The organism is Bradyrhizobium sp. HKCCYLRH1034, from assembly GCF_051168375.1.
GTDB lineage: Bacteria > Pseudomonadota > Alphaproteobacteria > Rhizobiales > Xanthobacteraceae > Bradyrhizobium.
In genome coordinates this window covers 444,353-463,690 of sequence record NZ_JBNPUW010000007.1, presented here as the reverse complement: position 1 = coordinate 463,690, position 19,338 = coordinate 444,353, and the positions used below count along the sequence as shown (strand labels likewise).

The 19,338-nt window shown below is 65.7% G+C and carries 20 protein-coding genes; 11 read left to right on the top strand and 9 right to left on the bottom strand.

The features are described from left to right. Nucleotides 1–112 precede the first annotated feature (112 nt). Nucleotides 113–2,416 carry a GumC family protein gene (locus tag ACQR0W_RS19850; protein ID WP_316170099.1) on the top strand — a complete coding sequence of 768 codons (2,304 nt, stop codon included), beginning with the start codon at nucleotides 113–115 and terminating at the stop codon, nucleotides 2,414–2,416. Here the strand turns inward: ACQR0W_RS19850 and ACQR0W_RS19845 are convergent. After that, entirely contained in the window at nucleotides 2,413–3,645 is a 1,233-nt protein-coding gene (locus ACQR0W_RS19845; protein ID WP_316170100.1) for a GNAT family N-acetyltransferase, read from the bottom strand. The genes ACQR0W_RS19850 and ACQR0W_RS19845 overlap by 4 nt on opposite strands. Before the next feature lie 275 nt (nucleotides 3,646–3,920). On the opposite strand from ACQR0W_RS19845, the gene ACQR0W_RS19840 reads away from it, so the two are divergent. After that, entirely contained in the window at nucleotides 3,921–4,982 is a 1,062-nt protein-coding gene (locus ACQR0W_RS19840) for a polysaccharide deacetylase family protein (protein WP_316170101.1), read from the top strand. Here ACQR0W_RS19840 and ACQR0W_RS19835 read toward each other — a convergent pair whose 3' ends face one another. Then, nucleotides 4,983–5,204: a DUF2842 domain-containing protein gene (locus ACQR0W_RS19835; protein ID WP_315711497.1), complete on the bottom strand. Its 222-nt coding sequence runs from the start codon at nucleotides 5,202–5,204 to the stop codon at nucleotides 4,983–4,985. 102 nt (nucleotides 5,205–5,306) lie between these two features. Here ACQR0W_RS19835 and ACQR0W_RS19830 point away from each other — a divergent pair, with 102 nt between their 5' ends. The 4 genes from ACQR0W_RS19830 (at nucleotide 5,307) to ACQR0W_RS19815 (ending at nucleotide 7,951) form a co-directional block, all read left to right on the top strand. Then, nucleotides 5,307–6,395, top strand: coding sequence for a COX15/CtaA family protein (locus tag ACQR0W_RS19830; protein ID WP_315827187.1), 1,089 nt, complete (start codon nucleotides 5,307–5,309; stop codon nucleotides 6,393–6,395). A gap of 703 nt (nucleotides 6,396–7,098) precedes the next feature. Next, nucleotides 7,099–7,392: a BrnT family toxin gene (locus ACQR0W_RS19825; RefSeq protein ID WP_315827186.1), complete on the top strand. Its 294-nt coding sequence runs from the start codon at nucleotides 7,099–7,101 to the stop codon at nucleotides 7,390–7,392. Between the two features lie 4 nt (nucleotides 7,393–7,396). Beyond that, nucleotides 7,397–7,597: a hypothetical protein gene (locus ACQR0W_RS19820; protein ID WP_315827185.1), complete on the top strand. Its 201-nt coding sequence runs from the start codon at nucleotides 7,397–7,399 to the stop codon at nucleotides 7,595–7,597. 30 nt (nucleotides 7,598–7,627) lie between these two features. Next, a complete protein-coding gene (locus ACQR0W_RS19815) occupies nucleotides 7,628–7,951 on the top strand; it encodes a transcriptional regulator (protein ID WP_316170102.1) in 324 nt (107 codons plus the stop codon). A gap of 174 nt (nucleotides 7,952–8,125) precedes the next feature. On the opposite strand, the gene ACQR0W_RS19810 is transcribed toward ACQR0W_RS19815, so the two are convergent. After that, complete coding sequence (locus ACQR0W_RS19810) at nucleotides 8,126–9,034, bottom strand: amino acid ABC transporter substrate-binding protein (protein WP_315827184.1); 909 nt, start codon at nucleotides 9,032–9,034, stop codon at nucleotides 8,126–8,128. Nucleotides 9,035–9,205: 171 nt separating this feature from the next. Then, nucleotides 9,206–10,105, bottom strand: a complete 900-nt coding sequence (locus ACQR0W_RS19805) for a LysR family transcriptional regulator (protein WP_315711504.1) — start codon at nucleotides 10,103–10,105, stop codon at nucleotides 9,206–9,208. A gap of 129 nt (nucleotides 10,106–10,234) precedes the next feature. Between ACQR0W_RS19805 and ACQR0W_RS19800 the strand changes: the two genes are divergently transcribed. Beyond that, nucleotides 10,235–10,867, top strand: coding sequence for an RraA family protein (locus tag ACQR0W_RS19800; RefSeq protein WP_315711505.1), 633 nt, complete (start codon nucleotides 10,235–10,237; stop codon nucleotides 10,865–10,867). 111 nt (nucleotides 10,868–10,978) lie between these two features. Here ACQR0W_RS19800 and ACQR0W_RS19795 read toward each other — a convergent pair whose 3' ends face one another. Then, nucleotides 10,979–11,317, bottom strand: coding sequence for a hypothetical protein (locus ACQR0W_RS19795; RefSeq protein ID WP_315750861.1), 339 nt, complete (start codon nucleotides 11,315–11,317; stop codon nucleotides 10,979–10,981). 318 nt (nucleotides 11,318–11,635) lie between these two features. Between ACQR0W_RS19795 and ACQR0W_RS19790 the strand changes: the two genes are divergently transcribed. After that, the gene (locus ACQR0W_RS19790; protein ID WP_315827183.1) at nucleotides 11,636–11,830 is read left to right on the top strand and encodes a hypothetical protein; all 195 of its coding nucleotides are present in this window, start codon (nucleotides 11,636–11,638) and stop codon (nucleotides 11,828–11,830) included. Nucleotides 11,831–12,160: 330 nt separating this feature from the next. Here ACQR0W_RS19790 and ACQR0W_RS19785 read toward each other — a convergent pair whose 3' ends face one another. From ACQR0W_RS19785 to ACQR0W_RS19775, 3 genes are all read right to left on the bottom strand, one after another. Continuing rightward, entirely contained in the window at nucleotides 12,161–13,444 is a 1,284-nt protein-coding gene (locus ACQR0W_RS19785; protein ID WP_315750864.1) for an O-acetylhomoserine aminocarboxypropyltransferase, read from the bottom strand. Between the two features lie 225 nt (nucleotides 13,445–13,669). Further along, nucleotides 13,670–14,254, bottom strand: coding sequence for a CoA-binding protein (locus ACQR0W_RS19780; protein ID WP_315711509.1), 585 nt, complete (start codon nucleotides 14,252–14,254; stop codon nucleotides 13,670–13,672). A 239-nt stretch (nucleotides 14,255–14,493) separates the two neighbouring features. Next, nucleotides 14,494–15,315, bottom strand: a complete 822-nt coding sequence (locus tag ACQR0W_RS19775) for an enoyl-CoA hydratase (protein ID WP_315750868.1) — start codon at nucleotides 15,313–15,315, stop codon at nucleotides 14,494–14,496. Between the two features lie 70 nt (nucleotides 15,316–15,385). Here ACQR0W_RS19775 and ACQR0W_RS19770 point away from each other — a divergent pair, with 70 nt between their 5' ends. The 3 genes from ACQR0W_RS19770 (at nucleotide 15,386) to rpsI (ending at nucleotide 16,921) form a co-directional block, all read left to right on the top strand. After that, nucleotides 15,386–15,814, top strand: coding sequence for a PaaI family thioesterase (locus tag ACQR0W_RS19770; RefSeq protein ID WP_315827182.1), 429 nt, complete (start codon nucleotides 15,386–15,388; stop codon nucleotides 15,812–15,814). A 158-nt stretch (nucleotides 15,815–15,972) separates the two neighbouring features. Beyond that, nucleotides 15,973–16,437: a 50S ribosomal protein L13 gene (gene rplM / locus ACQR0W_RS19765; RefSeq protein WP_315711511.1), complete on the top strand. Its 465-nt coding sequence runs from the start codon at nucleotides 15,973–15,975 to the stop codon at nucleotides 16,435–16,437. A gap of 1 nt (nucleotide 16,438) precedes the next feature. After that, the gene (gene rpsI / locus ACQR0W_RS19760) at nucleotides 16,439–16,921 is read left to right on the top strand and encodes a 30S ribosomal protein S9 (protein WP_172109671.1); all 483 of its coding nucleotides are present in this window, start codon (nucleotides 16,439–16,441) and stop codon (nucleotides 16,919–16,921) included. A gap of 96 nt (nucleotides 16,922–17,017) precedes the next feature. On the opposite strand, the gene ACQR0W_RS19755 is transcribed toward rpsI, so the two are convergent. Beyond that, nucleotides 17,018–19,117, bottom strand: coding sequence for a LamG-like jellyroll fold domain-containing protein (locus tag ACQR0W_RS19755; RefSeq protein ID WP_316170103.1), 2,100 nt, complete (start codon nucleotides 19,115–19,117; stop codon nucleotides 17,018–17,020). Nucleotides 19,118–19,338 lie beyond the last annotated feature (221 nt).

Here is a 19,338-nt window from a genome sequence, read left to right as displayed (position 1 = left end):
TGTTCGATAGGGCGAGGTTGCAGGCGCTCCGGTTAACCCGTCAGCAACCTTAATGGAGTGTAATTGTACCACGTATGGTAGCGGCGTGGCGTAGGTCTCGCGGGAGTGGATGATGCGGTTGGCGTTCTGGCGTGCCGGCGAGAAGACACAGGTTGACGGAGCCTCCGTCCGACCCGTGACAGGCTCGCCATCGTCGGCGGAGCCGGGCCCGGCCGGCGATCTCGATCTCCGGCTGGTCGGCCGCGCCTTGGCACGAAAGCGTGGCTTCATTCTTTTGCCGACGCTGCTCGCTCTCGTTCTGTCGATCACCGCGGTCAACATGATCACGCCGCGCTACAAGTCCGAAGCGCGGATCCTGATCGACGGACGCGAGAACGTGTTCGTGCGGCCGAACGGGGAGCGTACCGAAGAGCGGACGGCACTCGATGCCGAGGCGGTCACGAGCCAGGTGCAACTGGTCCTGTCGCGAGATCTGGCGCGCGACATTATCGCGAAGAACAGGTTGGGCGAGCTGCCGGAGTTTGATCCCGTCCTGCGCGGCGTGTCGCCGCTGAAGTCGGTCTTGGCGATGGTCGGGCTCGTGAAGGATCCGCTTGCCATGACGCCGGACGAACGCGTCATGGATGCCTATTACGAACGCCTGACCGTCTACGCCGTCGACAAATCGCGCGTCCTCGTCGTCGAGTTCCAGTCGCAGGATCCGGCGCTTGCGGCGAAGGTCGCGAATTCGATCGCGGACGGCTATCTCGTTGTTCAGCAGAACGCTCGGCAGGCGCAGGCGAAGTCCGCCAGCCAGTGGCTGGCCGGGGAGATCCAGGGCCTGCGCAAGAAGGTCGAGGAGGCGGAATCGCGGGTCGAGGAGTTCCGCGCCAAGTCGAATTCGTTCATGGGGACCAACAACACCTCGCTGTCCAACCAGCAGATGGGCGAGGTCAATACCCAGCTCAACAATGCGCGCGCCTTGAAATCGGATGCCGAGACCAAGGCGCGGCTGATCCGCGAGATGCTGCAGAGCGGCCAGCCGATCGAGGCGTCCGAGGTGCTCAATTCGGAGCTGATGCGGCGCTTGTCGGAGCAGCGCGTGAGCCTGCGCGCGCAACTCGCGGAACAGTCGTCGACGCTGCTCGACAATCACCCGCGCATCAAGGAGCTGAAAGCGCAACTGGCTGATCTCGACCGCCAGATCCGTGACGAGGCCGGCAAGATCTCCCGCTCGCTCGACAGCGACGCGCGCATCGCCGACGGGCGGGTGCAGATGCTGAGCCAGAGCCTCGATCAGGCCAAGAAGCAGGCCACCTCCACCAATGGCCTCGATGTCCAGCTGCGGGCGCTGGAGCGGGATGCCAAATCGCAGCGCGACCTGCTGGAATCGTATCTCGCCAAATACCGCGAGGCGAACACCCGTGAGTCGCTCGACACGCCGCCGGCGGATGGACGGATCATCTCGCGGGCGGTGGTGTCCAACACGCCGGCGTATCCGAAGAAGCTGCCGATCGTGCTGATCGCGACATTGGCGACCTTGATGCTGACCTCGGGCGTGGTCATCACCGGCGAGCTGCTGCGCCTCACGGCTCCGCGTGCGGTGGGCCCAGCCGCCCCGGCCATGAGCAGCATGGCCGATGTCATGGTGCTCGCGGCGCGGGTCGAGCCGATGATCGCCCCGCGTACGGTCTCCGCATCGCCGGCCGTTGCACCACCTTCGACGTCGGCGCCGGTTGAGGCCGCGCGTCCGGCTTCGGTACCGCCGCCTCCCACGGCCATGCAGCCAGCCGAGGCGCCGTCGGCCGAGCCGGTCAAGCCGGCGCCGCCACCGCTGAACGAGTTCGAGCAACTCGCAGCCGATCTGCTCGGCGCGGGCGAGGGCGCCCGCAAGGTCACCGTGCTCGGCACGGCCGGCGGCGAGGCCGTCACGTCCACTGCGCTCGCGATCGCCCGCACCATGGCGGCGCAGGCGCGCGTGGTGCTGGTCGACCTCGCCGGCAGCCCGCAACTGCTTGCGGGCGTCTCGGTCGATCCGGCCGCGCCCGGGCTGATCGAGCTGATGCTGGGCGAGGCATCGTTCGCGTCCATCATCACCAAGGACCAGGCCTCGCGGCTGCACATCGTCAATGCCGGCCGTCCCGGCGCCGACCGCAGCCAACTGCAATCGCCGCGGCTCGCGCTCGCGATCGACGCACTGCTGCGCGTCTACGACCACGTCCTGCTCGACGCTGGCAATGCCTCCGACCTGCCGGCCGAGCTGCTGACCGCGGGCGCGCGCGCCGTCGTCGTGCCCGATCCCAAGATGGCTGCCGAGGCGCGCAGCCAGATGAGCGAGCAGCTGCGCGAGGTCGGTTTCGGCGCCGTCACCATGCTGAAGGCACCGGCGGGAGGCGCCAACCGCAACCAGCCGGGGCCGCGCGGCGTCGCCGCCTAATCTTCGGCCCTCTCGTCAGCCTTGGCGGCGCCGCCACGCGATCGCAGCGCGCCGCGCAGCTGTTGCGCCAGACGGAACAGGGCAGGGCTGTGCTTGACGGCATGCTTGGCCCGTCCAACCGCAGCCATCGTCGTCGCGGCGACGCGACCCCGCGCGGTCAACGGCATGAAGCTGTCGAAGATCGGCTCGTCATCCTTGCAGAACATCCGCTTGTAGTCGTCCGATCCGATGCCGAGATCGAGGGCACGAAAATCCTGTTGCGCGTAGTGATCGATGATCGAGCGCATCAGGATCAGGCCGGGGCTCCAGCGCGCATTCTCCGACAACGTATAGGTGTTGAACATCATCGAGAAGCGCGCCCCGTCGGCGACGCCGGCAAACAATGCGATGATCTCGTCGTCGCAGCGCAGCGCGTGGATATCGATGGCGCGATGCCCGCAGTCGAGCTTTGCCATACAGGCGCTTCGCACGAATGCCTCGATGCCGGGCTCGGCGAACACGTTCGGCAGCCTCTGCTCGGCCATTCGGATCGGCTTGGTGCGGAAGAACCAGTCGAGCAGTTCGGCGATCTCGGCGTCGCTGCTCGCGACCATGTACCGGTAGCCGGGCAGCGCCTGCAGCTTCTTTTCCTTGCTCTTCAGCCGCTTTCGGAACGAATTCGACAACAGCGCCGTCGGCGCAGCCCCCGGCGGCATCAACAGCACCGGACAGTCGTTCACCGACGGCTGGTGCGGCCATTGCGCCAGCGGATTGGCGAGATCGCGCCAGCGCTCCGGCTGCTGTGTCAAGGCGAGCAGGTCGACACCGCCGCGATCGCGCAGCCCTGCGAGCAGGACGTCGAGATCGCCGGCGCTGGCGCGCGCGGCGAATTCGCGATCCATCAGCGGCATGTTGAAGGTCGTATGCTTGCCGCCCATGAAGGTGGCGATGCGCACGCCGCAGGCGTGCCGCAAGGTCAGCGGCAGCAGCAGCAGCGGGCGTTGCTCGGCATCACGTCCGATGACGATGAACGGCGTCGCTTGCTCGCGCGCGCCGACGTCGCGCTGCCATGCGCCGAGCAGGTCGAAGCGCTGGTAGGGCGTCGAGACATGTTCGGGGACTTCGAGCGCGCGCCAGACCGGCTCGGCGGCAGCCAGATCGGACACGATGTCGACCCGCGCGAGCCCCGACGGCAGCCGCCGCGCGGGCGCCTGCGCCGTCCGGCTCTCGATCACGGCGGCCATGGTCATCGCGCAGCTCGCGTTGTCGTGGAATTTTGTTGCTTGACGTCAGGAGACCCTCGCAAAGAAGTCTCAACAAAAGGTAATGGCAATGACGTCGTCCCAAATCGGGAATGGCACAAACAAAGACCTGTTCAAATCGGCAGCGGCCACGCGATCTTGACGGCGGACGATCGCTATCATCGGATGGCGGTGATCATGACGCGATCGCGCCACGGTCTGTCCGCATCAGGTGGGCGCGGACGGTCTGGTTTCAAGTGGGATTCGGGGAAGGGGCGCGGGAATTGTCGTCGGACAACAGGTGGCTGCGCAGCGCCCGGCTCGAGCTGGCCTATTTCAGCGGTGGCACGCTGCTCGCGTCGCGCGCCACGGGTGGCGCGGGCGCCGTGCTGCGGTTCGAGCGCGTGCGCCCGCGGCGAAAGGGCGCGTTCCAGCCGCTGAAATGCGCGGAGATCACCCCCGTTTTCCTCGACAAGGTGATCCGGGCGCTGAGGCGCTGGGGCTATGACATCGTCTCGCTCGACGAGGCCTGCGACCGCGCCGTGCGCCTTCCCCAAAGCAGCCGCTTCGCCTGCCTGAGCTTCGACGGCGCCGCCAAGGACCTGATCACGCACGCCTATCCGGTGCTGGCGCGCCACGGCGTGCCGTTTACCGTTTACGTGCCCTCGGCCTTCCCCGATGGGCTCGGCGAAGCCTGGTGGCTGGCGCTGGAGGCCGTGATCGCGCGCGAGGCCCGCATCAGCCTTGTGATCGATCATCGTGAGCAGCGCTTCAACGTGGTCACGCCGGCCGAAAAATATGAGCTGTTCGCGTATCTTTCGGCGTGGCTGCGCAAGCTGCCACCGGCCGAGCTGTCGATCGCGATCCGCGACCTCTGCTCGCGCCATTCGGTCGATCTCGCCGTCCTGAGCCGCGAAGCCTCGATGGACTGGGCCGATATCGCCCGTCTCGCCGCCGACCCCAACGTCACGATCGGCAGTGCCACCGTGCACTATCCCGTGCTCGCCAATCTCCGGGATGCCGACGCCCAGCGCGAGATCACGATGGGCAAGGCGGTGCTGGAGACGGCGCTGCGCCGCCCGGTCCGGCACATGGCGTATCCGTTCGGCGACCGCTATTCGTTCCGCCGCAGCGACGTCGTGCTCGCCGAGCAGGCGGGCTTCGTCAGCGCGGCCTCGACGATGCCAGGCGTCGTGCAGAGCGAGGGCCGCACGCATCTGCACATGCTGCCGCGGATCGCCTGGGACGGCCGCTCGCGCTCGCTGCGCGCCTTGAAGGTGCTGATGGCCGGCATCACCCTGCCGCGGGAAAAATCCGCGCCGCCGCCCCAGCTCGATCTCGGCTGATCAGCCCTGCTGCCGCTCCGGATCCGGGCGCAGCATCCAGCTCACGATCGGCATCGCCGGCAGCACCCAGCCCATGCCGACGACGACGTAATACACCGCCTGCAGCCAGCCGGAATTGGCGATCAGGGGGAATTGCGCCATCACCATGCCCATCATCGACCAGGCGAAAGCGAGCAGGAGCAGCGCGACGGCGCCGATCAGTTTGCGGGTGCGGATCGTCATGACGGGATTGTCAGCCTCGGCTGGGGGCGGCGCGGCTTGCGCGCGATTTCCCCGGGATTATAAGGGCCTGTCAGCCCCGGTTCAATCGAGCGTTCAACGTCCATGACCACGGTTCCCCGCACACGAGATCTCGCCGCGATCCGCATCTGGCTGCTCGCCGTCGCCGGCCTGATCGCGCTGATGGTGCTGGTCGGCGGCGCCACGCGGCTGACCGAATCCGGGCTCTCGATCGTGGAATGGAAGCCGGTCACCGGCACCCTGCCGCCGCTGTCCGCGCAGGCCTGGACCGACGCCTTCGAGGCCTACAAGACCATTCCGCAGTATCGGCAGATGAACGCCGGCATGACCCTGCACGAATTCAAGACGATCTTCTGGTGGGAGTGGAGCCACCGGCTGCTCGGCCGGGTCATCGGCATGGTCTACCTGCTGCCCTTCCTGTGGTTCCTGTGGCGCGGCGCCGTCTCCGGGCCGCTCGGCCGCAGGCTGTGGCTGATCTTCGGCCTCGGCGCGCTGCAGGGCGCGGTCGGCTGGTGGATGGTGGCCTCCGGCCTCACGGAGCGCACCGAGGTGGCGCCGGTCCGTCTCGCGACGCACCTCTCGCTGGCGCTGTTGATCTATGCGTCGATCGTCTGGACGCTGCGGCGGCTCGCGCCGCGCGAGGAGGCCGAGGTGCCGGCGCGGCTGCGGCTGACGGCCTGGGTGCTGGTCGGCGTCACCTTCGTGCAGCTCTATCTCGGCGCGCTGGTGGCAGGCCTGCGCGCCGGCCTCGTCTACAACACCTGGCCGGAGATCGACGGCGGCCTGATCCCGAAGGCGGCCAATCTGTGGATCCATTCGCCGTGGTGGATCAATCTGTTCGAGAACGACCTGACGGTGCAGTTCATGCATCGCATGACCGCCTACACGCTGCTGGCATTGGCAGCCTGGCACGCCTTCGACGTGATGCGTGCCGGCGTCGGCCGCGACGTGGTGCGCGGCGCGCACCGGCTGCTCGCCGCGATCCTGGTGCAGGCCGTGCTTGGGATCTTGACCCTGCTGGCGCTGGTTCCGATCTCGCTCGCGCTGCTGCATCAGGGCACGGCCATCATCGTGCTGACGTTCGCCGTGCTGCAGGCCGAGCGCCTGTCGCCGCGACGTGTCGCTGTTGTCGCCGTGCCGCGGACGGCCGTGGCGGCCGGGCAGGCGGGGTAGGGCGTTCTCGCGCTCGCTGTTGCAGCGACCTCCGCCGTCATTCCGGGGCGCCCGCAGGGCGAGCCCGGAATCCATTGAGCCGCGAGACACGCTGGAAAATGGATTCCGGGCTCGTGCTGCGCACGCCCCGGAATGACGGTGGAGAGACATTCGCGCAAGCCAACAAGCGTGACTACGCACGCTGCGCAATGATGTGAAGACAAACATCCTCTTCCTCGCGCGCCATCACGCCGAGTTCTGCCGGTCGTTTCACCCTCGAAACACGCGAGGGCGCAGGGAAGGCCGGATGCCTGGCCGGCACCCATGGCCCGCGTGCAAAGAAAAGAGCACGCGGCGGTCACCACAGGTACGGCCTGATACATCCGGCCTTCCCCGCGCGATGGTTTTAACGCTTATACGCGATCTCCCCGGGGACCGGGCTCTCTTGCCCCCGTCATCTCGCGCGATGCGTTGAGCACCGACACGAGACTTAGCGCCAGCGTCGGGGCGCCAGGACCACGCGACTTCGCCGTCCGTGACGGATCGCTCGTCCGCGCGAACTTTCGTCCGCGCACGGCCCGCCACGTCCACCGCATTCCTGCCCTACGCAACTGGACGATCCGGAAGCGCCCCTCGGCTGGACAGGAACAAAAAGAGAACATAAGCTGATTTGCGTCGTTTGGCAAGCGTGGCGTGTCGCGGACATCACCGGGTGGGGCGGACCATGCAATTCGAGTTCGATTGGGATCCGGCCAAGGCAGAGAGCAATCTGCGCAAGCATGGCGTTGCGTTTGAGCGGGCGATGAGCATCTTCGGCGATCCGTTGGCGCTCTCGCGTCTCGATGACGGATCTGGCGCAGGCGAGGAACGATGGGTTACGATGGGACGCAATATTGCTCACGAGCTACTGCTGGTCGTGCATGCGTACACGGAGCTATCGGCAGACCGCGCAGCGATCCGCATCATTTCTGTCCGTCGCCCGACCCGGCGCGAAATCCGCTCCTACGAGAATGGGTGATCCGATGAAGGATGAATACGATTTCTCGAACGCCGAACGCGGCAAGTTCTTTCGCAAGGGCGCGCGAATGCTGCCTCCGGTGCATCTCGAGCCTGATGTGCTCGATCACCTGACCGGGCTGGCCAGCGCGCGGGGCGTATCGTTGACCGAATTGGTCAACACGCTTCTCAAGGAGGATATTGAGCGGATGGAGGCTGCGAAATAGCTCTTTGGGAGTTTATGCGAGCACCTCATGATGCCTTCGCGACCAGACTTCCGCGACACGGTTCGGGCGCGCGCGGACCGCGATCCGGCGTTTCGCGAGGCGTTGTTCCAGGAAGCCGTGAGTGCGCTGCCGCGCGGAGAGGTCGATGACGGCCGCGCCGGCCTGCGTGCGTATATCAACGCAACGATCGGCTTCGAGGCACCGAGCAAGGCGCTTGGCCGGCCGTCGAAGAGCCCGATGCGCATGTTAGGGCCATCCGGCAATCCCACGGCCGAGAACCTGCTTGGCGTGATCGGCGTGTTGCGGGCAGAGACAGGCGTGCAGTTCGACGTGCGCGTCGTGGCCGCGGAGTGAGTTACTGGCGCGCGCGGATCAACAAGATCACAGCTGCTCTCAACCAATGAAGAACGAATACGACTTCTCGAACGCCGCCGCTGATCTTGGCAATAGCCGAGGGCCGTCCGTCGCAGGCGACCGCGGCGGATGAGGCTGTCTCCGCCGTTGCCGTTGGCACGGATACCGCGGGCTTCAATCGGGCGCATACGCGTCCGGGTCGGGACTGCTGCTGGGCGACTTGAACGCCGCGCGTAAAGCGGCGGGCATCTGGTAGTTGAAGTTGATCCCGGTGGGCGGCACGGGTGACTCGAACCATTTCTTGTAGAGCACGTCGATGGCGGGGCTCTGATAGAGCTCGGCCGTGACGCGATCGGCGATGGCCTTGAACGGCGCATCGTCCTTGCGCAGCATGATGCCGAAAGGTTCGGGCTTGGAGAATGCGTCGGCGCTGATCATGTACGCCGCCGGGTCCTTCGACCGCGCGATGGCGACCGCGAGCTGGACGTCATCGAGCACATAGGCCTGAGCCCGGTCGGTCTCCAGCATCAGGAACGCTTCGGCCTGGTCCTTGGCAGGAACGATGTTGATGCCGAGCTTGCGTTCGACATTGACCTTGTTCAGCTGGGCGATGTTGGTCGATCCGGCGATCGCGACGGCCGTCTTTCCCCTGAGGTCGTCGATCGTCTGGAGCGAGAGCGATTTCTTGGCCGCATAGCGTGTGGCGCTGAGAAAGTGCGTATTGGCAAAGGTCACGAGTTTCTGGCGCTCGGTGTTGTTGGTGGTGGAGGCGCACAAGAGGTCGATCGTGCCGTTCGTCATCAGTGGTATGCGATTGGAGGACGTCACCGGAACGGTTTCGATCGTGAGGTTAGGAAGCCCCAGCTCCTTCTTGACCGCATCCGCGATCCGGGCGCAGATGTCGAGCGCGTAGCCCACCGGCTTCTGGTTGCCGTCGAGATAGCTGAACGGCACCGACGATTCCTGGAAGCCGATCGAGATCCTGTTCGTCTCCTTGACCTTCTGGAGCGTGCCCGTCAGTTCCTCGGCGCCGGCGGCGTTTGCAGCGAGCGCTGCCGTCAGCAGAAGTCCCCAAATGCGCATCAAGCCTCTCCTCGCAGCAACCCTCTTCGCGCGTGCAGCGTTGCCCGCGCAGCGGTGATGCAGCCTCGCTGCGTCCGGCCTGGATGAAAAGGGATAAAACCGCCTTATTTCTCATTCCTGGAAGTGATGGATCGCCGCGCCGGGCGTCGTCGCCGGGTTCACCTGCCCGGTCTAACCTTCGAGTTGACGGCCGAAATCGCAGGTCTGGCGCGCCAGCTCCGCTACGGCGGCCGCGAAGGCCGAGGGTCTGTCGTTGCGATACATGGCCGCATAGGGCACGGCCGGCAGCGTCGGCTTGACGGGCAGGATGACCAGCTTCTTCTGCTCGAAGAGAGGACGAAAACAGCGTTGCGGAAGATAGCTGATGCCGAGGCCGGCCACGGCGAGCCCGACCAGCGCGGTCAGATTGTCGACCGAGATGGCGCGCTTGAACGAGACGCCGTTGGCCGCGAGCCATTTGTTGACGAAGAGGCCGGAGCCCGAGCGACGGCCCTGCATCAGAATCGTATGATGACCAAGCTCGTCGAAATCGAGGCTCCGGCGCGCTCTGACCAGGCCGGGGCGCGCCGTCCACACGTTCTGCACTTCGGCAAGCCGCACCGACGTCACCTCCGGGTCGGAGAAGACGTCCGGGATGACGACGAGATCGAGGCTGCCCTCGATCAGCCGATCGTAGAGGCTTCGGGAGGTTTCGACTTCAGGCTCGATCATCACCGCCGGATGGGCTTCGCGAATCGCCGAAACCAGACGCGGCAGCCATGTCAGCGCTGACAGCTCCGTCGCCCCAAGCCGCAGGCGGCGGGCCGGTGACTGCCGGCCGTCCTTCAACTCCAGGATCTGGTCCTGCAACGCCAACATCTGTCGGCCAAGAGCAAGAATCTGTTCGCCACGTTCGGTCAGGCGAGCCCCGCGCTGGCTGCGATCAAACAGCGGAACGCGCGCGGAGGCCTCGAGCTCCTGGATGCGCTTCGAGATCGCCGATTGCGTCGTGTTCAGCTTGGCTGCGGCGCGTTCGAACGTGCCGAGCTCCGCGATCCAGTTCAAAGCTTCCAGCTGCTTCAGGGTGACCATGTTCGCATTCAAAAAAGAGATGGATCGATATCTCCATTTATCGGTTTTCTGAATTCAAGGCGAGTCCTACACCGCCGAGGCGGCGCGCCATCGAGCGACGCTCTGGACTGTGCAAGACGGGGAGCGAGAATGGGTGAGGGACAAGCGCAGCCTGGTGCGCCGATCGATGCGGCGGTCGTCGCCGCGTTCAAGAGCGTTTCCACGGCCGTGATCAGTGACAACCTTCAGCGGCTGCCTGGTGCAGCCAGTCTACGGCCATTCTATACGGGCTCGCCGATGGCCGGGATCGCGCTGACCGTGAATACGGCGCCGGGGGACAATCTCTTCATTCATCGCGCGCTCGATCTCATCACGCCTGGCGACGTCCTCGTCGTCAATGGCGGCGGCAACGAGACGCGGGCATTGGTCGGCGAGATCATCGCCGCCATCGCGAGGGAACGCGGCGCGGCCGGGATCGTCGTCGACGGTGCGATCAGGGACTCCGGCGTGCTGATGAAGTCCGACTTCCCCGTGTTCGCGCGTGCGGTCAATCACCGCGGCCCCTACAAGAACGGTCCCGGCGAGATCAACGTGCCGGTGTCGATCGGCGGCATGATCGTCACGCCAGGCGATATCGTGGTTGCCGACGCCGACGGAGTGGTCGCTTTCGCGCCGGCGATCGCACCCGAACTGCTCGCCTCCGCCCGCGCGCAGGAGCAGCGTGAAGCCGAAATCCTGGCGAGCATCCGCGCAGGGCGCTATGGCGGTGCCTACGCAAAATAGGCGTCTATTGCGGTCATCCGTACGAGCCTTGGCGGTATGCGGGACCTCGTCCTCGTCGTCCCGGATGTCGCTTCGCCCATCCGGGCTACTTGCATGCCAACGGCACCCCGCTCAGCAATACCCATACACGCCACACGCGTAGGGCAGGCGGAACATGTAGTTGGTATAGCCTTCGCCGCCGTAATAGGGGCCCTGGTAGTCGTAGGAGAAGGCGCGGCCGTAATAGCCGGGCAGCTCCTGGCGGCCGAACAGCAGCGGCGTCGAGGGCCACATCGGGGAGATCAGCGAGTCCTGGTCCCTGACGACGACGACCGTCGGCGGCGGCGCTCTCACGGCGCGGCGGGCCTTGGTGTGCACGATCTTGTCGTGGACGGCCGGCAGGTCGGCTGCGAGCACGACGCCGTTCGCCGCGATGGCCGCCAGCAGCATCATGATCACCAACGTTCGCATCCTGCTCTCCTCGACTTCTGTTCGGGTGGTATCGGCGCTTCGCGATACATCCACCGCTGCTTTCACGCGGGTCCGGAAGGCGATTCCACGGGTGGCAGGATGAGCCGGGTATGGTTAACGAAATCCTTCCGGCATCCGACGGTTGGCTGCAATCATCCGTAGAAGGACGGGCATTTTCAGCTTTTGTTAAGTTCTGCGGGTGCAAGCTTACTGCCGCCGGCGATTTTGAAGGTCGGCCGAATGCAGCCCGGCCGCTGCGTCCGGGCGCGAAAATCTCTGCTGCATTTCATCAGAGTCTCAGACCAGAAGGTTTCGAGCATGTCGGTGATCATGTTTTCGGCGTCGGCGCGCCAAAATCTCCAATCACGGACCGGCTTAGTCAACGCTGAACTCGCTGCCATCGACGAGCGCGCCGCCGGCCTGCAGGCGCTGTCGGCGAGCCGGCTGATCGCGGCCTCCGCGCTGCCTCTGGCCGGCCAGATGCACGCGCGCCTGTTGCAGCTGATGAGATGATCACCTGGAGTTAACGAGGGCGCGGTCCGAGAAGCCGGCAACGGCCCGGCCGTGGGACGAAGGAGAGCGCGGAAGCCCAAGGGGGCCGCCCGCGCTCTCTTTGTTTTCGGGGCCGCTTGCTGCCTCAGCTGTCAGTTGTTCGTCATGCGCGGGCTTTTCCCGCCTGCGGGGCCGAAGCCCCTTCGGCGCGGCGACGGCCCGCGCATCCACGTCGTCATTGCCGGGGCAAAGACATGAATGGCCGGGACAAGCCCGGCCATGACGTGGCGAGAGATGCGCTCGTCATGCCGCATGTCGACGCGCGGCGCGATCCGTGGAGCGAAACGCGCCTTACGCGCTCAGCGCCTGCTCGAGGTCGGCGATCAGGTCTTCCTTGTCCTCGATGCCGACGGAGATGCGGACGATGTCGGGGCCGGCGCCGGCCTTGATCTTCGCGGCGTCGTCGAGCTGGCTGTGCGTGGTCGAGGCCGGGTGGATCACCAGCGAGCGGGTGTCGCCGACATTGGCGAGATGCGAGAACAGCTTCAGGTTCGACACCAGCTTGACGCCGGCGTCGTAGCCGCCCTTGAGCGAGAAGGTGAACACGGCGCCGGCGCCCTTCGGGCAGTATTTGCGGGCGAGCGTGTAATACTTGTCCTCGGGCAGGCCGGCGTAGTTCACCGAGGCCACGCCGGGATGCTTGCTGAGATATTCGGCGACCGCCTTGGCATTGTCGCAGTGCTTCTGCATGCGCAGCGGCAGGGTCTCGATGCCGGTCAGGATCATGAAGGCGTTGAATGGCGACAACGCCGGTCCGAGATCACGCAGGCCCAGCACGCGGCAGGCGATCGCGAAGGCGAAATTGCCGAACGTCTCGTGCAGCCGGATGCCGTGATATTCCGGTCGCGGCTGCGTCAGCATCGGATATTTATCGCCACTGCCGGCCCAGTCGAAGGTGCCGGCATCGACGATGACGCCGCCGATCGAGTTGCCGTGGCCGCCCAAGAACTTGGTCAGCGAGTGCAGCACGATGTCGGCGCCGTGATCGATCGGGCGGATCAGGTAGGGCGAAGCCAAGGTGTTGTCGACGATCAGCGGCACGCCCGCCTTGCGCGCCACCTGCGCGACCGCCTCGATGTCGGTGATGGTGCCGCCGGGATTGGCGATCGACTCGATGAATACAGCCTTGGTGCGTGGGCTCACCGCCGCCTCGAAGCTCGCGACGTCATCGGTGTCGGCCCACACCACGTTCCAGCCAAAGCTCTTGAACGAATGCGTGAACTGGTTGATCGAGCCGCCATAGAGTTTTCGCGCGGCGATGAACTCGTCGCCGGGGGACAGCAACTGCTGCAGTGCCACGACCTGCGCGGCATGGCCTGAGGCAACGGCAAGCGCGGCGGTGCCGCCCTCGAGCGCGGCGACGCGCTCCTCCAGCACGGCGTTGGTCGGGTTGCCGATGCGGGTGTAGATGTTGCCGAATGCCTGCAGCCCGAACAGCGAGGCGGCGTGGTCGGCATCGTTGAACACGAACGACGTGGTCTGGTAGATCGGCGTCGCCCGCGCGCCGGTGGTCGGGTCGGGCTGGGCGCCGGCGTGAATGGCAAGGGTGGCAAATCCCGGGGGACGTTCGGTCATGGTGTTTCCTCTTGGCTTGATCCGTTGCGCGCCGGCGCCGGCTGGCGCAGGGATCGATGATGGGAGACGGTGTCGATAGCGCGCATCGTGCGCCTCCGCGTCATCCCGGCGGAGGACATTTGCCAGCGGCCAGGATGGCGTCAAGGCTGCCGGCGCCGATCGCTCCGATTTGAAATGCGCTGCTGTGTCGCGCCGTCGTCGCGACACGTTCCTTTCGCAGATGCGTCAGGCGGGATCGCTTCTGTCCTTCGCGGCGCGGTCGGCCGCGGCCGTCGTGCCGCCGCCGACGCTGGTACGGTTCAGCGACAGCCGCATGCCTTGCGTCGGGATCGGCGCGCGCTTGGCGCTGATGGTGCGCGAGTTGACGCCCATCCAGGAGATCTCCGACGACAGCCGGCCATATTCGATCTTGGGGCAGCGGTTCATCACGACCTTCAGTCCAGCGGCCTCGGCCTTTTCGGCCGCCGCATCGTCACGCGCGCCGAGCTGCATCCAGATCACCTTCGGCAAAGGTGAGAGCTTCAGCGCCTCGTCGACGACGGGCATGATGTGCTGCGAGCTCCGGAAGATGTCGACCATGTCGAGCGGGCGGCCAATGTCGGCGAGCGAGGCGACGAAGGGGCGGCCCATCAGGCTCTTGCCGACATGGCCGGGGTTCACCGGGATCATGTCGTAGCCGCGCTGCACCAGATATTTGAAGGCGAAGAAGCTCGGCCGGATCTCCGACGGCGAGGCGCCGACCATCGCGATCACCTTCACGCCGTTGAGAATGCCGCGGATGTAGTCGTCGGGATAGGTGTCGTGATTCATGGCGGGACGCTTCTATTAGTTATTGTCATTCCGGGGCGTGCGCAGCACGAGCCCGGAATCCATACTCCCGATCGTGGTTATGGATTCCGGGCTCGCCCTCCGGGCGCCCCGGAATGACGAGCCAGTTTCAGTTTCTGTCATTGCGAGGAGCACTTGCGACGAAGCAATCCAGGGGCTCGAGCGGGACTCTGGATTGCTTCGCTGCGCTCGCAATGACGAAGGAGAGAGCAGGGCGAGCTTCACTCGTCCCGCCAATTCGGCGTCCGCTTCTCGATGAAGGCGCCGATGCCTTCCTCGGCGTCGCGGGCGAGCATGTTCTGCGTCATCACCTCTGCCGCATAGCGATAGGCGTCGGCAAGGCTCATCTCGGCCTGGCGGTAGAATGCCTCCTTGCCGAGCTTGATCGTATAGGCCGATTTGCGCGCCACTTGTTGTGCCAGCGCAATCGCGGTGTCGCGTTCCGTGCCGGCCGTGACCACGCGGTTGACGAGGCCCAATTCGCGGGCGCGGACAGCGGGAACCGGCTCGCCGGTCAGCAGCATCTCCATCGCCTGCTTGCGGGGTACGTTGCGCGACAGCGCCACCATCGGCGTCGAGCAGAACAGGCCGATGTCGACGCCGGGCGTGGCGAACGAGGCGCGCTCGGAGGCGACGGCGAGATCGCAGCTCGCGACCAGTTGACAGCCGGCGGCGGTGGCGATGCCCTGCACGGACGCGACAACCGGCTTGGGCAGATGCACGATCGCCTGCATCATCGCGCTGCAGGCGTTCATCAGCCGGGCGAAGAAGGCGCGGCCGCGGTCGGCCTCGCTGCGATGCGCGGTGAGTTCCTTGAGGTCATGGCCGGCGCAGAACGCAGGGCCATTCGCTGCGATCACCACGGCGCGCACGGCCTTGTCGGCGCCGATCTCGGCCAGGGCCCGATGCAGCTCTGCGATCAGCGGCTCCGACAGGCTGTTGCGCTGTGCCGGGCGGTTGAGCGTGAGCACGGCGACGGGGCCCGCCATCTCGCGCAACAGAATCGGCGTATCGGCGGCGTCGGCGAGGGCAGGGACGGACATTGCGATTTCCATATGGGCGCATCGATGCAGCTAATGTAACAGATGAGCAACGACGAGAGCAGGGGGAGAGATGACGGCGAAGATGACCATCGCGGAGCTGGAAACGTTCCTGCACGCGGAATTTCCCCAGGCGTTCCGCACCGGCGGTGACATTTCGATCGAGAGCGCCGACGGCAAGAGCTGCCGGATGCGCCAGCGCTTCAATGAGCGCATGTTGCGCCCCGGCGGCACCGTCTCCGGGCCGACATTGATGGCGCTGGCCGATTTCGCGATGTACGTGGTGCTCTTGTCGGCGATCGGTCCGGTCGGTCTTGCGGTGACCACGAATCTCAACATCAACTTCCTGCGCAAGGGCGCGGCCGGCGCCGATGTGCTGGCGGAGGCGCGGCTGCTCAAGCTCGGCAAGCGGCTCGCGGTCGGCGAAGTCACGCTGCTGTCAGGGGAATCGCCCGATCCGATCGCCCATGTCACGGCGACCTATTCCATTCCGAATGCGTAGGGTTTTCGAGGGTATTATTGCACCATATTTGCAAGCTACTGTTTTTGTTGCATTAATTTGACGCCGATGGCGTTGACGAATGCAGGCCGCTTCTCTAGAAGCTGCGACCAGTTCGGTGCGTCACCCGCGCCGCATTCTCCCTGTCACGGATATCTCTCATGAAAACCTTTTCGGCAAAGCCGGCCGAGGTCCAGAAGAAGTGGGTCGTGATCGACGCCAAGGGTCTGGTCGTCGGCCGTCTCGCCACGCTGGTCGCCATGCGGCTGCGCGGCAAGCACCTCCCGATCTACACGCCGCACGTCGACTGCGGCGACAACGTCATCATCGTCAATGCCGCGCACGCCGTGCTGACCGGCCGCAAGCGCGAGCAGAAGGTGTACTACAAGCACACCGGCTATGTCGGCCACGTCAAGGAGCGCACCGCGCGCCAGATCCTCGAGGGCCGCTTCCCCGAGCGCGTGATCGAGAAGGCCATCGAGCGCATGATCCCGCGCGGGCCGCTCGGCCGCGTGCAGATGGGCAATCTGCGTGTCTATGGCGGACCCGATCATCCGCACGAAGCGCAGAACCCCGAGAAGATCGACATCGCCAAGTTGAACCGCAAGAACACGAGGGCCGCATAAGATGGCCGAAAGCATCCAGTCTCTCGATCAGCTGTCGCAGCTCAAGGGGGCCGTCACGGCTCCCGACGCTCCGAAGTATGAGAAGAAGGTCGACAAGTTCGGCCGCGCCTATGCCACCGGCAAGCGCAAGGACGCGGTCGCCCGCGTCTGGATCAAGCCGGGCTCCGGCAAGGTCACCGTCAACACCCGCGACATCGAGGTCTACTTCGCCCGTCCGGTGCTGCGCATGATGATCGAGCAGCCGATGGTCGTCGCTGCCCGCAAGGGCCAGTACGACGTGATCTGCACGGTCGCCGGCGGCGGCCTGTCCGGCCAGGCCGGTGCGGTCCGTCACGGCCTGTCCAAGGCGCTGACGAATTTCGAGCCGGAGCTGCGCGGCGTCCTCAAGAAGGGCGGCTTCCTGACCCGCGACTCGCGCGTCGTCGAGCGTAAGAAGTACGGCAAGGCCAAGGCCCGCCGCTCCTTCCAGTTCTCGAAGCGCTGATCGCCTGGCTCCGGCTCCGTCCGGATCCATCAGCTTCAAATACGAACGGGCGCCCTCGCGGGCGCCCGTTTTGCTTTTGACGCAGGCTTGCGCGGGTCAGGCGCTGGCGCGGCGCGCGGTCAGCCATTGGCTCGGCGCCAGCGGTTTCGACACCACGCGGACCTCGCCGATGCTGCCGATGAAGCCGTCCGACGGGGCGCGGTCCCACCAGCCGCAGCCGAGTGCCCAGGGCTGCGACGCCGCCGTCGAGGCGATGCCGTTGCCGCCGATGACGCTGCGCACGACCGGCGCGCCCTCGATGTAGAGCACGGTCGAATTGTCGGCGGGATCGTTGACGATCGCGAGGTGATACCAGGTGTCGAGCATGATCTCGCCGGACCAGTCGGTCTGCGGCTGCCGGGTCGAACTCGACGGCACGACCTCCCACTGCACCTCGCGCAGGTTGGAGATGGCGAACAGGATCGGCGGTGACTCCGGATCGCCGCCGGCATAGCCCGGCAGCCAGCCGCGGTTGCCGAAGCGGGTCAGGATGTTGCACCAGGCGTGGTCGGCGGCCTTCCAGTTCGGATCGATCTTGATGAAGGCTTCGACGGTGTAGCCGGATGCGAACGTTGCCGCGTTGATCGGCGCGTTGGCCGCGGTCGTGAACCAGCTGAAGCGGCCGGCGCCCTGCTTGGTCGTGTTGAGGAACTGCACGCTGCCCGGCGCCGACGACAGGCGATGCTTGTCGGCTGTGAAGACGACGTCGGCGACCTGGGCGGCACCCGCCAGCGTGGCGCGCTGCATCGGGTTGGCGGCGGTGAGGTCCGACAGCGCGGTGCCGGCGGCCACGGCCTTGCCGATCGCCGACGACGTGATCCGCCAATGCGCAACGGTCTCGGCCACGAGCGGATAGTCCTGCTCGTTCGCGGGCGGCACCACCACCGGTTCGGGCGCCTCGGTGTAGTTGACGTAGAGATCCTGCTTGAGGCGCGGCAGGATCGGCGTGCCGGCGAAGGCCGGCAGATGGCAGAAATTGGTGAAGCGTGAAAAACGCCGGCGGAAGTCGACGGGAATCGAGAACGCGTGATTGTCCTCGGACAGCCAGGCGCGGTCGAACTGCTTCAGGCTGTCCTTCGGCTTCTCGACCACCCAGGGCGAGAACGAGGCGACGTCGATCTTGTTGGCCGTGAAGTCGAACTCGTACAGCCGCATCAGGCCGTTGCCGCCCTGATAGGCCATCTGATAGTCGACCACCATCTGATGGACGGGGTTATGGAAGTCGTTGATCTTCGTCAGCAGCGCGCCACCGTGATAGTGGCCGTTCAGGGTCATGAAGATCTGGTCGTTGCTGCGGATCAGCTTCTCCCACAGGTACTGGCCGTAGGCGACCTCGAGCGGGCTCGTGCCGTCATTGGCGATGTTCAGAAGCTGATGGTTGGCGAGGATCACCGGCAGCATCGGATGCCGCGCGATCATGCTGCGCGCCCAGGCGATGGCATCGTCCGAGGCGCGCCACGACAGCGACAGCACCATGAAGCTGACGCCGCAGGCGTGGAACACATGCGCCTCGTGCCAGCCGCTCGGATGGCGCTCCAGGAAGGTCCGCTGCTTCGCCGCGCGGCTCGCCGGAAACCATGTGAGATAAGGCTCGGACGCGCCGCGCTGCGCATCGGTGCCCGCGCCCTGGCTCGCCGCGCTCTCGAACTCCAGCGCCGACAGCACGTCGTGATTGCCCGCGAGCACCGAATAGGGCCGGCCGGCATTTTCCAGCAGCTTCATCGCGGCATCGGCGACCGCCCATTGCTGCGGATGCTTGGACTGGTCGACGACGTCGCCGAGGTGGATCGTGAACGGGATGTGGTACTTCGCGGCGTTGTCGACGATGAACTGCGTCTGCGCGGGGTAGGGCGTGCTGCCATATTGGCGCTGATAGGACTGGCCTTCTTCTGACGTCGCATAGCGCGAGTAGAACTGCGTATCGGGAAGGACGGCGAGCGCGAAGCTGGTCGTGACGTGACGATGGTGATGGTGCATGCGCCAATGCGCGTGCGCCGCCTGGCCGGGCAGCAGGCTGGCGCCGAGGCCGAGCGCCGAGACGCCCATGGCATTGCGCAGCAGGGTGCGGCGATCGACGCCCTGCGCCGGCTGCGGATCACGCGCCGGATGATCGCCTGCGGCCGGCTTGTTGTTCGATGAATCGTCTTCGAAAGACATCCTTGTCCCCACCTCGAGCGGCGGATCGCGCCGCGGTCGGGACGTGTTAGGGAGAGATGATCTCAAATTTGAGAAGGTTTCTTATCGTTTCGATGAGTGTTCGCCGCAGGACGGGAAACCATTGATTCCGCACGATGGGGCGCACAACTATCAATGAATGACGCTGTGCCGTGTACAATCAGGGCGGGCGGTCGCGCGGATTGCCCCGGCATTTTTGAATC

Excerpts from the sequence above, each read along its gene's own strand:
- ACQR0W_RS19850 (WP_316170099.1), top strand. The coding sequence starts at position 113 with ATGCGGTTGGCGTTCTGGCGTGCCGGCGAGAAGACACAGGTTGACGGA.
- ACQR0W_RS19845 (WP_316170100.1), bottom strand. The coding sequence starts at position 3,645 with ATGACCATGGCCGCCGTGATCGAGAGCCGGACGGCGCAGGCGCCCGCG.
- ACQR0W_RS19835 (WP_315711497.1), bottom strand. The coding sequence starts at position 5,204 with ATGACGATCCGCACCCGCAAACTGATCGGCGCCGTCGCGCTGCTCCTG.
- ACQR0W_RS19830 (WP_315827187.1), top strand. The coding sequence starts at position 5,307 with ATGACCACGGTTCCCCGCACACGAGATCTCGCCGCGATCCGCATCTGG.
- ACQR0W_RS19825 (WP_315827186.1), top strand. The coding sequence starts at position 7,099 with ATGCAATTCGAGTTCGATTGGGATCCGGCCAAGGCAGAGAGCAATCTG.
- ACQR0W_RS19820 (WP_315827185.1), top strand. The coding sequence starts at position 7,397 with ATGAAGGATGAATACGATTTCTCGAACGCCGAACGCGGCAAGTTCTTT.
- ACQR0W_RS19815 (WP_316170102.1), top strand. The coding sequence starts at position 7,628 with ATGCCTTCGCGACCAGACTTCCGCGACACGGTTCGGGCGCGCGCGGAC.
- ACQR0W_RS19810 (WP_315827184.1), bottom strand. The coding sequence starts at position 9,034 with ATGCGCATTTGGGGACTTCTGCTGACGGCAGCGCTCGCTGCAAACGCC.
- ACQR0W_RS19805 (WP_315711504.1), bottom strand. The coding sequence starts at position 10,105 with ATGGTCACCCTGAAGCAGCTGGAAGCTTTGAACTGGATCGCGGAGCTC.
- ACQR0W_RS19800 (WP_315711505.1), top strand. The coding sequence starts at position 10,235 with ATGGGTGAGGGACAAGCGCAGCCTGGTGCGCCGATCGATGCGGCGGTC.
- ACQR0W_RS19795 (WP_315750861.1), bottom strand. The coding sequence starts at position 11,317 with ATGCGAACGTTGGTGATCATGATGCTGCTGGCGGCCATCGCGGCGAAC.
- ACQR0W_RS19790 (WP_315827183.1), top strand. The coding sequence starts at position 11,636 with ATGTCGGTGATCATGTTTTCGGCGTCGGCGCGCCAAAATCTCCAATCA.
- ACQR0W_RS19785 (WP_315750864.1), bottom strand. The coding sequence starts at position 13,444 with ATGACCGAACGTCCCCCGGGATTTGCCACCCTTGCCATTCACGCCGGC.
- ACQR0W_RS19780 (WP_315711509.1), bottom strand. The coding sequence starts at position 14,254 with ATGAATCACGACACCTATCCCGACGACTACATCCGCGGCATTCTCAAC.
- ACQR0W_RS19775 (WP_315750868.1), bottom strand. The coding sequence starts at position 15,315 with ATGTCCGTCCCTGCCCTCGCCGACGCCGCCGATACGCCGATTCTGTTG.
- ACQR0W_RS19770 (WP_315827182.1), top strand. The coding sequence starts at position 15,386 with ATGACGGCGAAGATGACCATCGCGGAGCTGGAAACGTTCCTGCACGCG.
- rplM (WP_315711511.1), top strand. The coding sequence starts at position 15,973 with ATGAAAACCTTTTCGGCAAAGCCGGCCGAGGTCCAGAAGAAGTGGGTC.
- rpsI (WP_172109671.1), top strand. The coding sequence starts at position 16,439 with ATGGCCGAAAGCATCCAGTCTCTCGATCAGCTGTCGCAGCTCAAGGGG.
- ACQR0W_RS19755 (WP_316170103.1), bottom strand. The coding sequence starts at position 19,117 with ATGTCTTTCGAAGACGATTCATCGAACAACAAGCCGGCCGCAGGCGAT.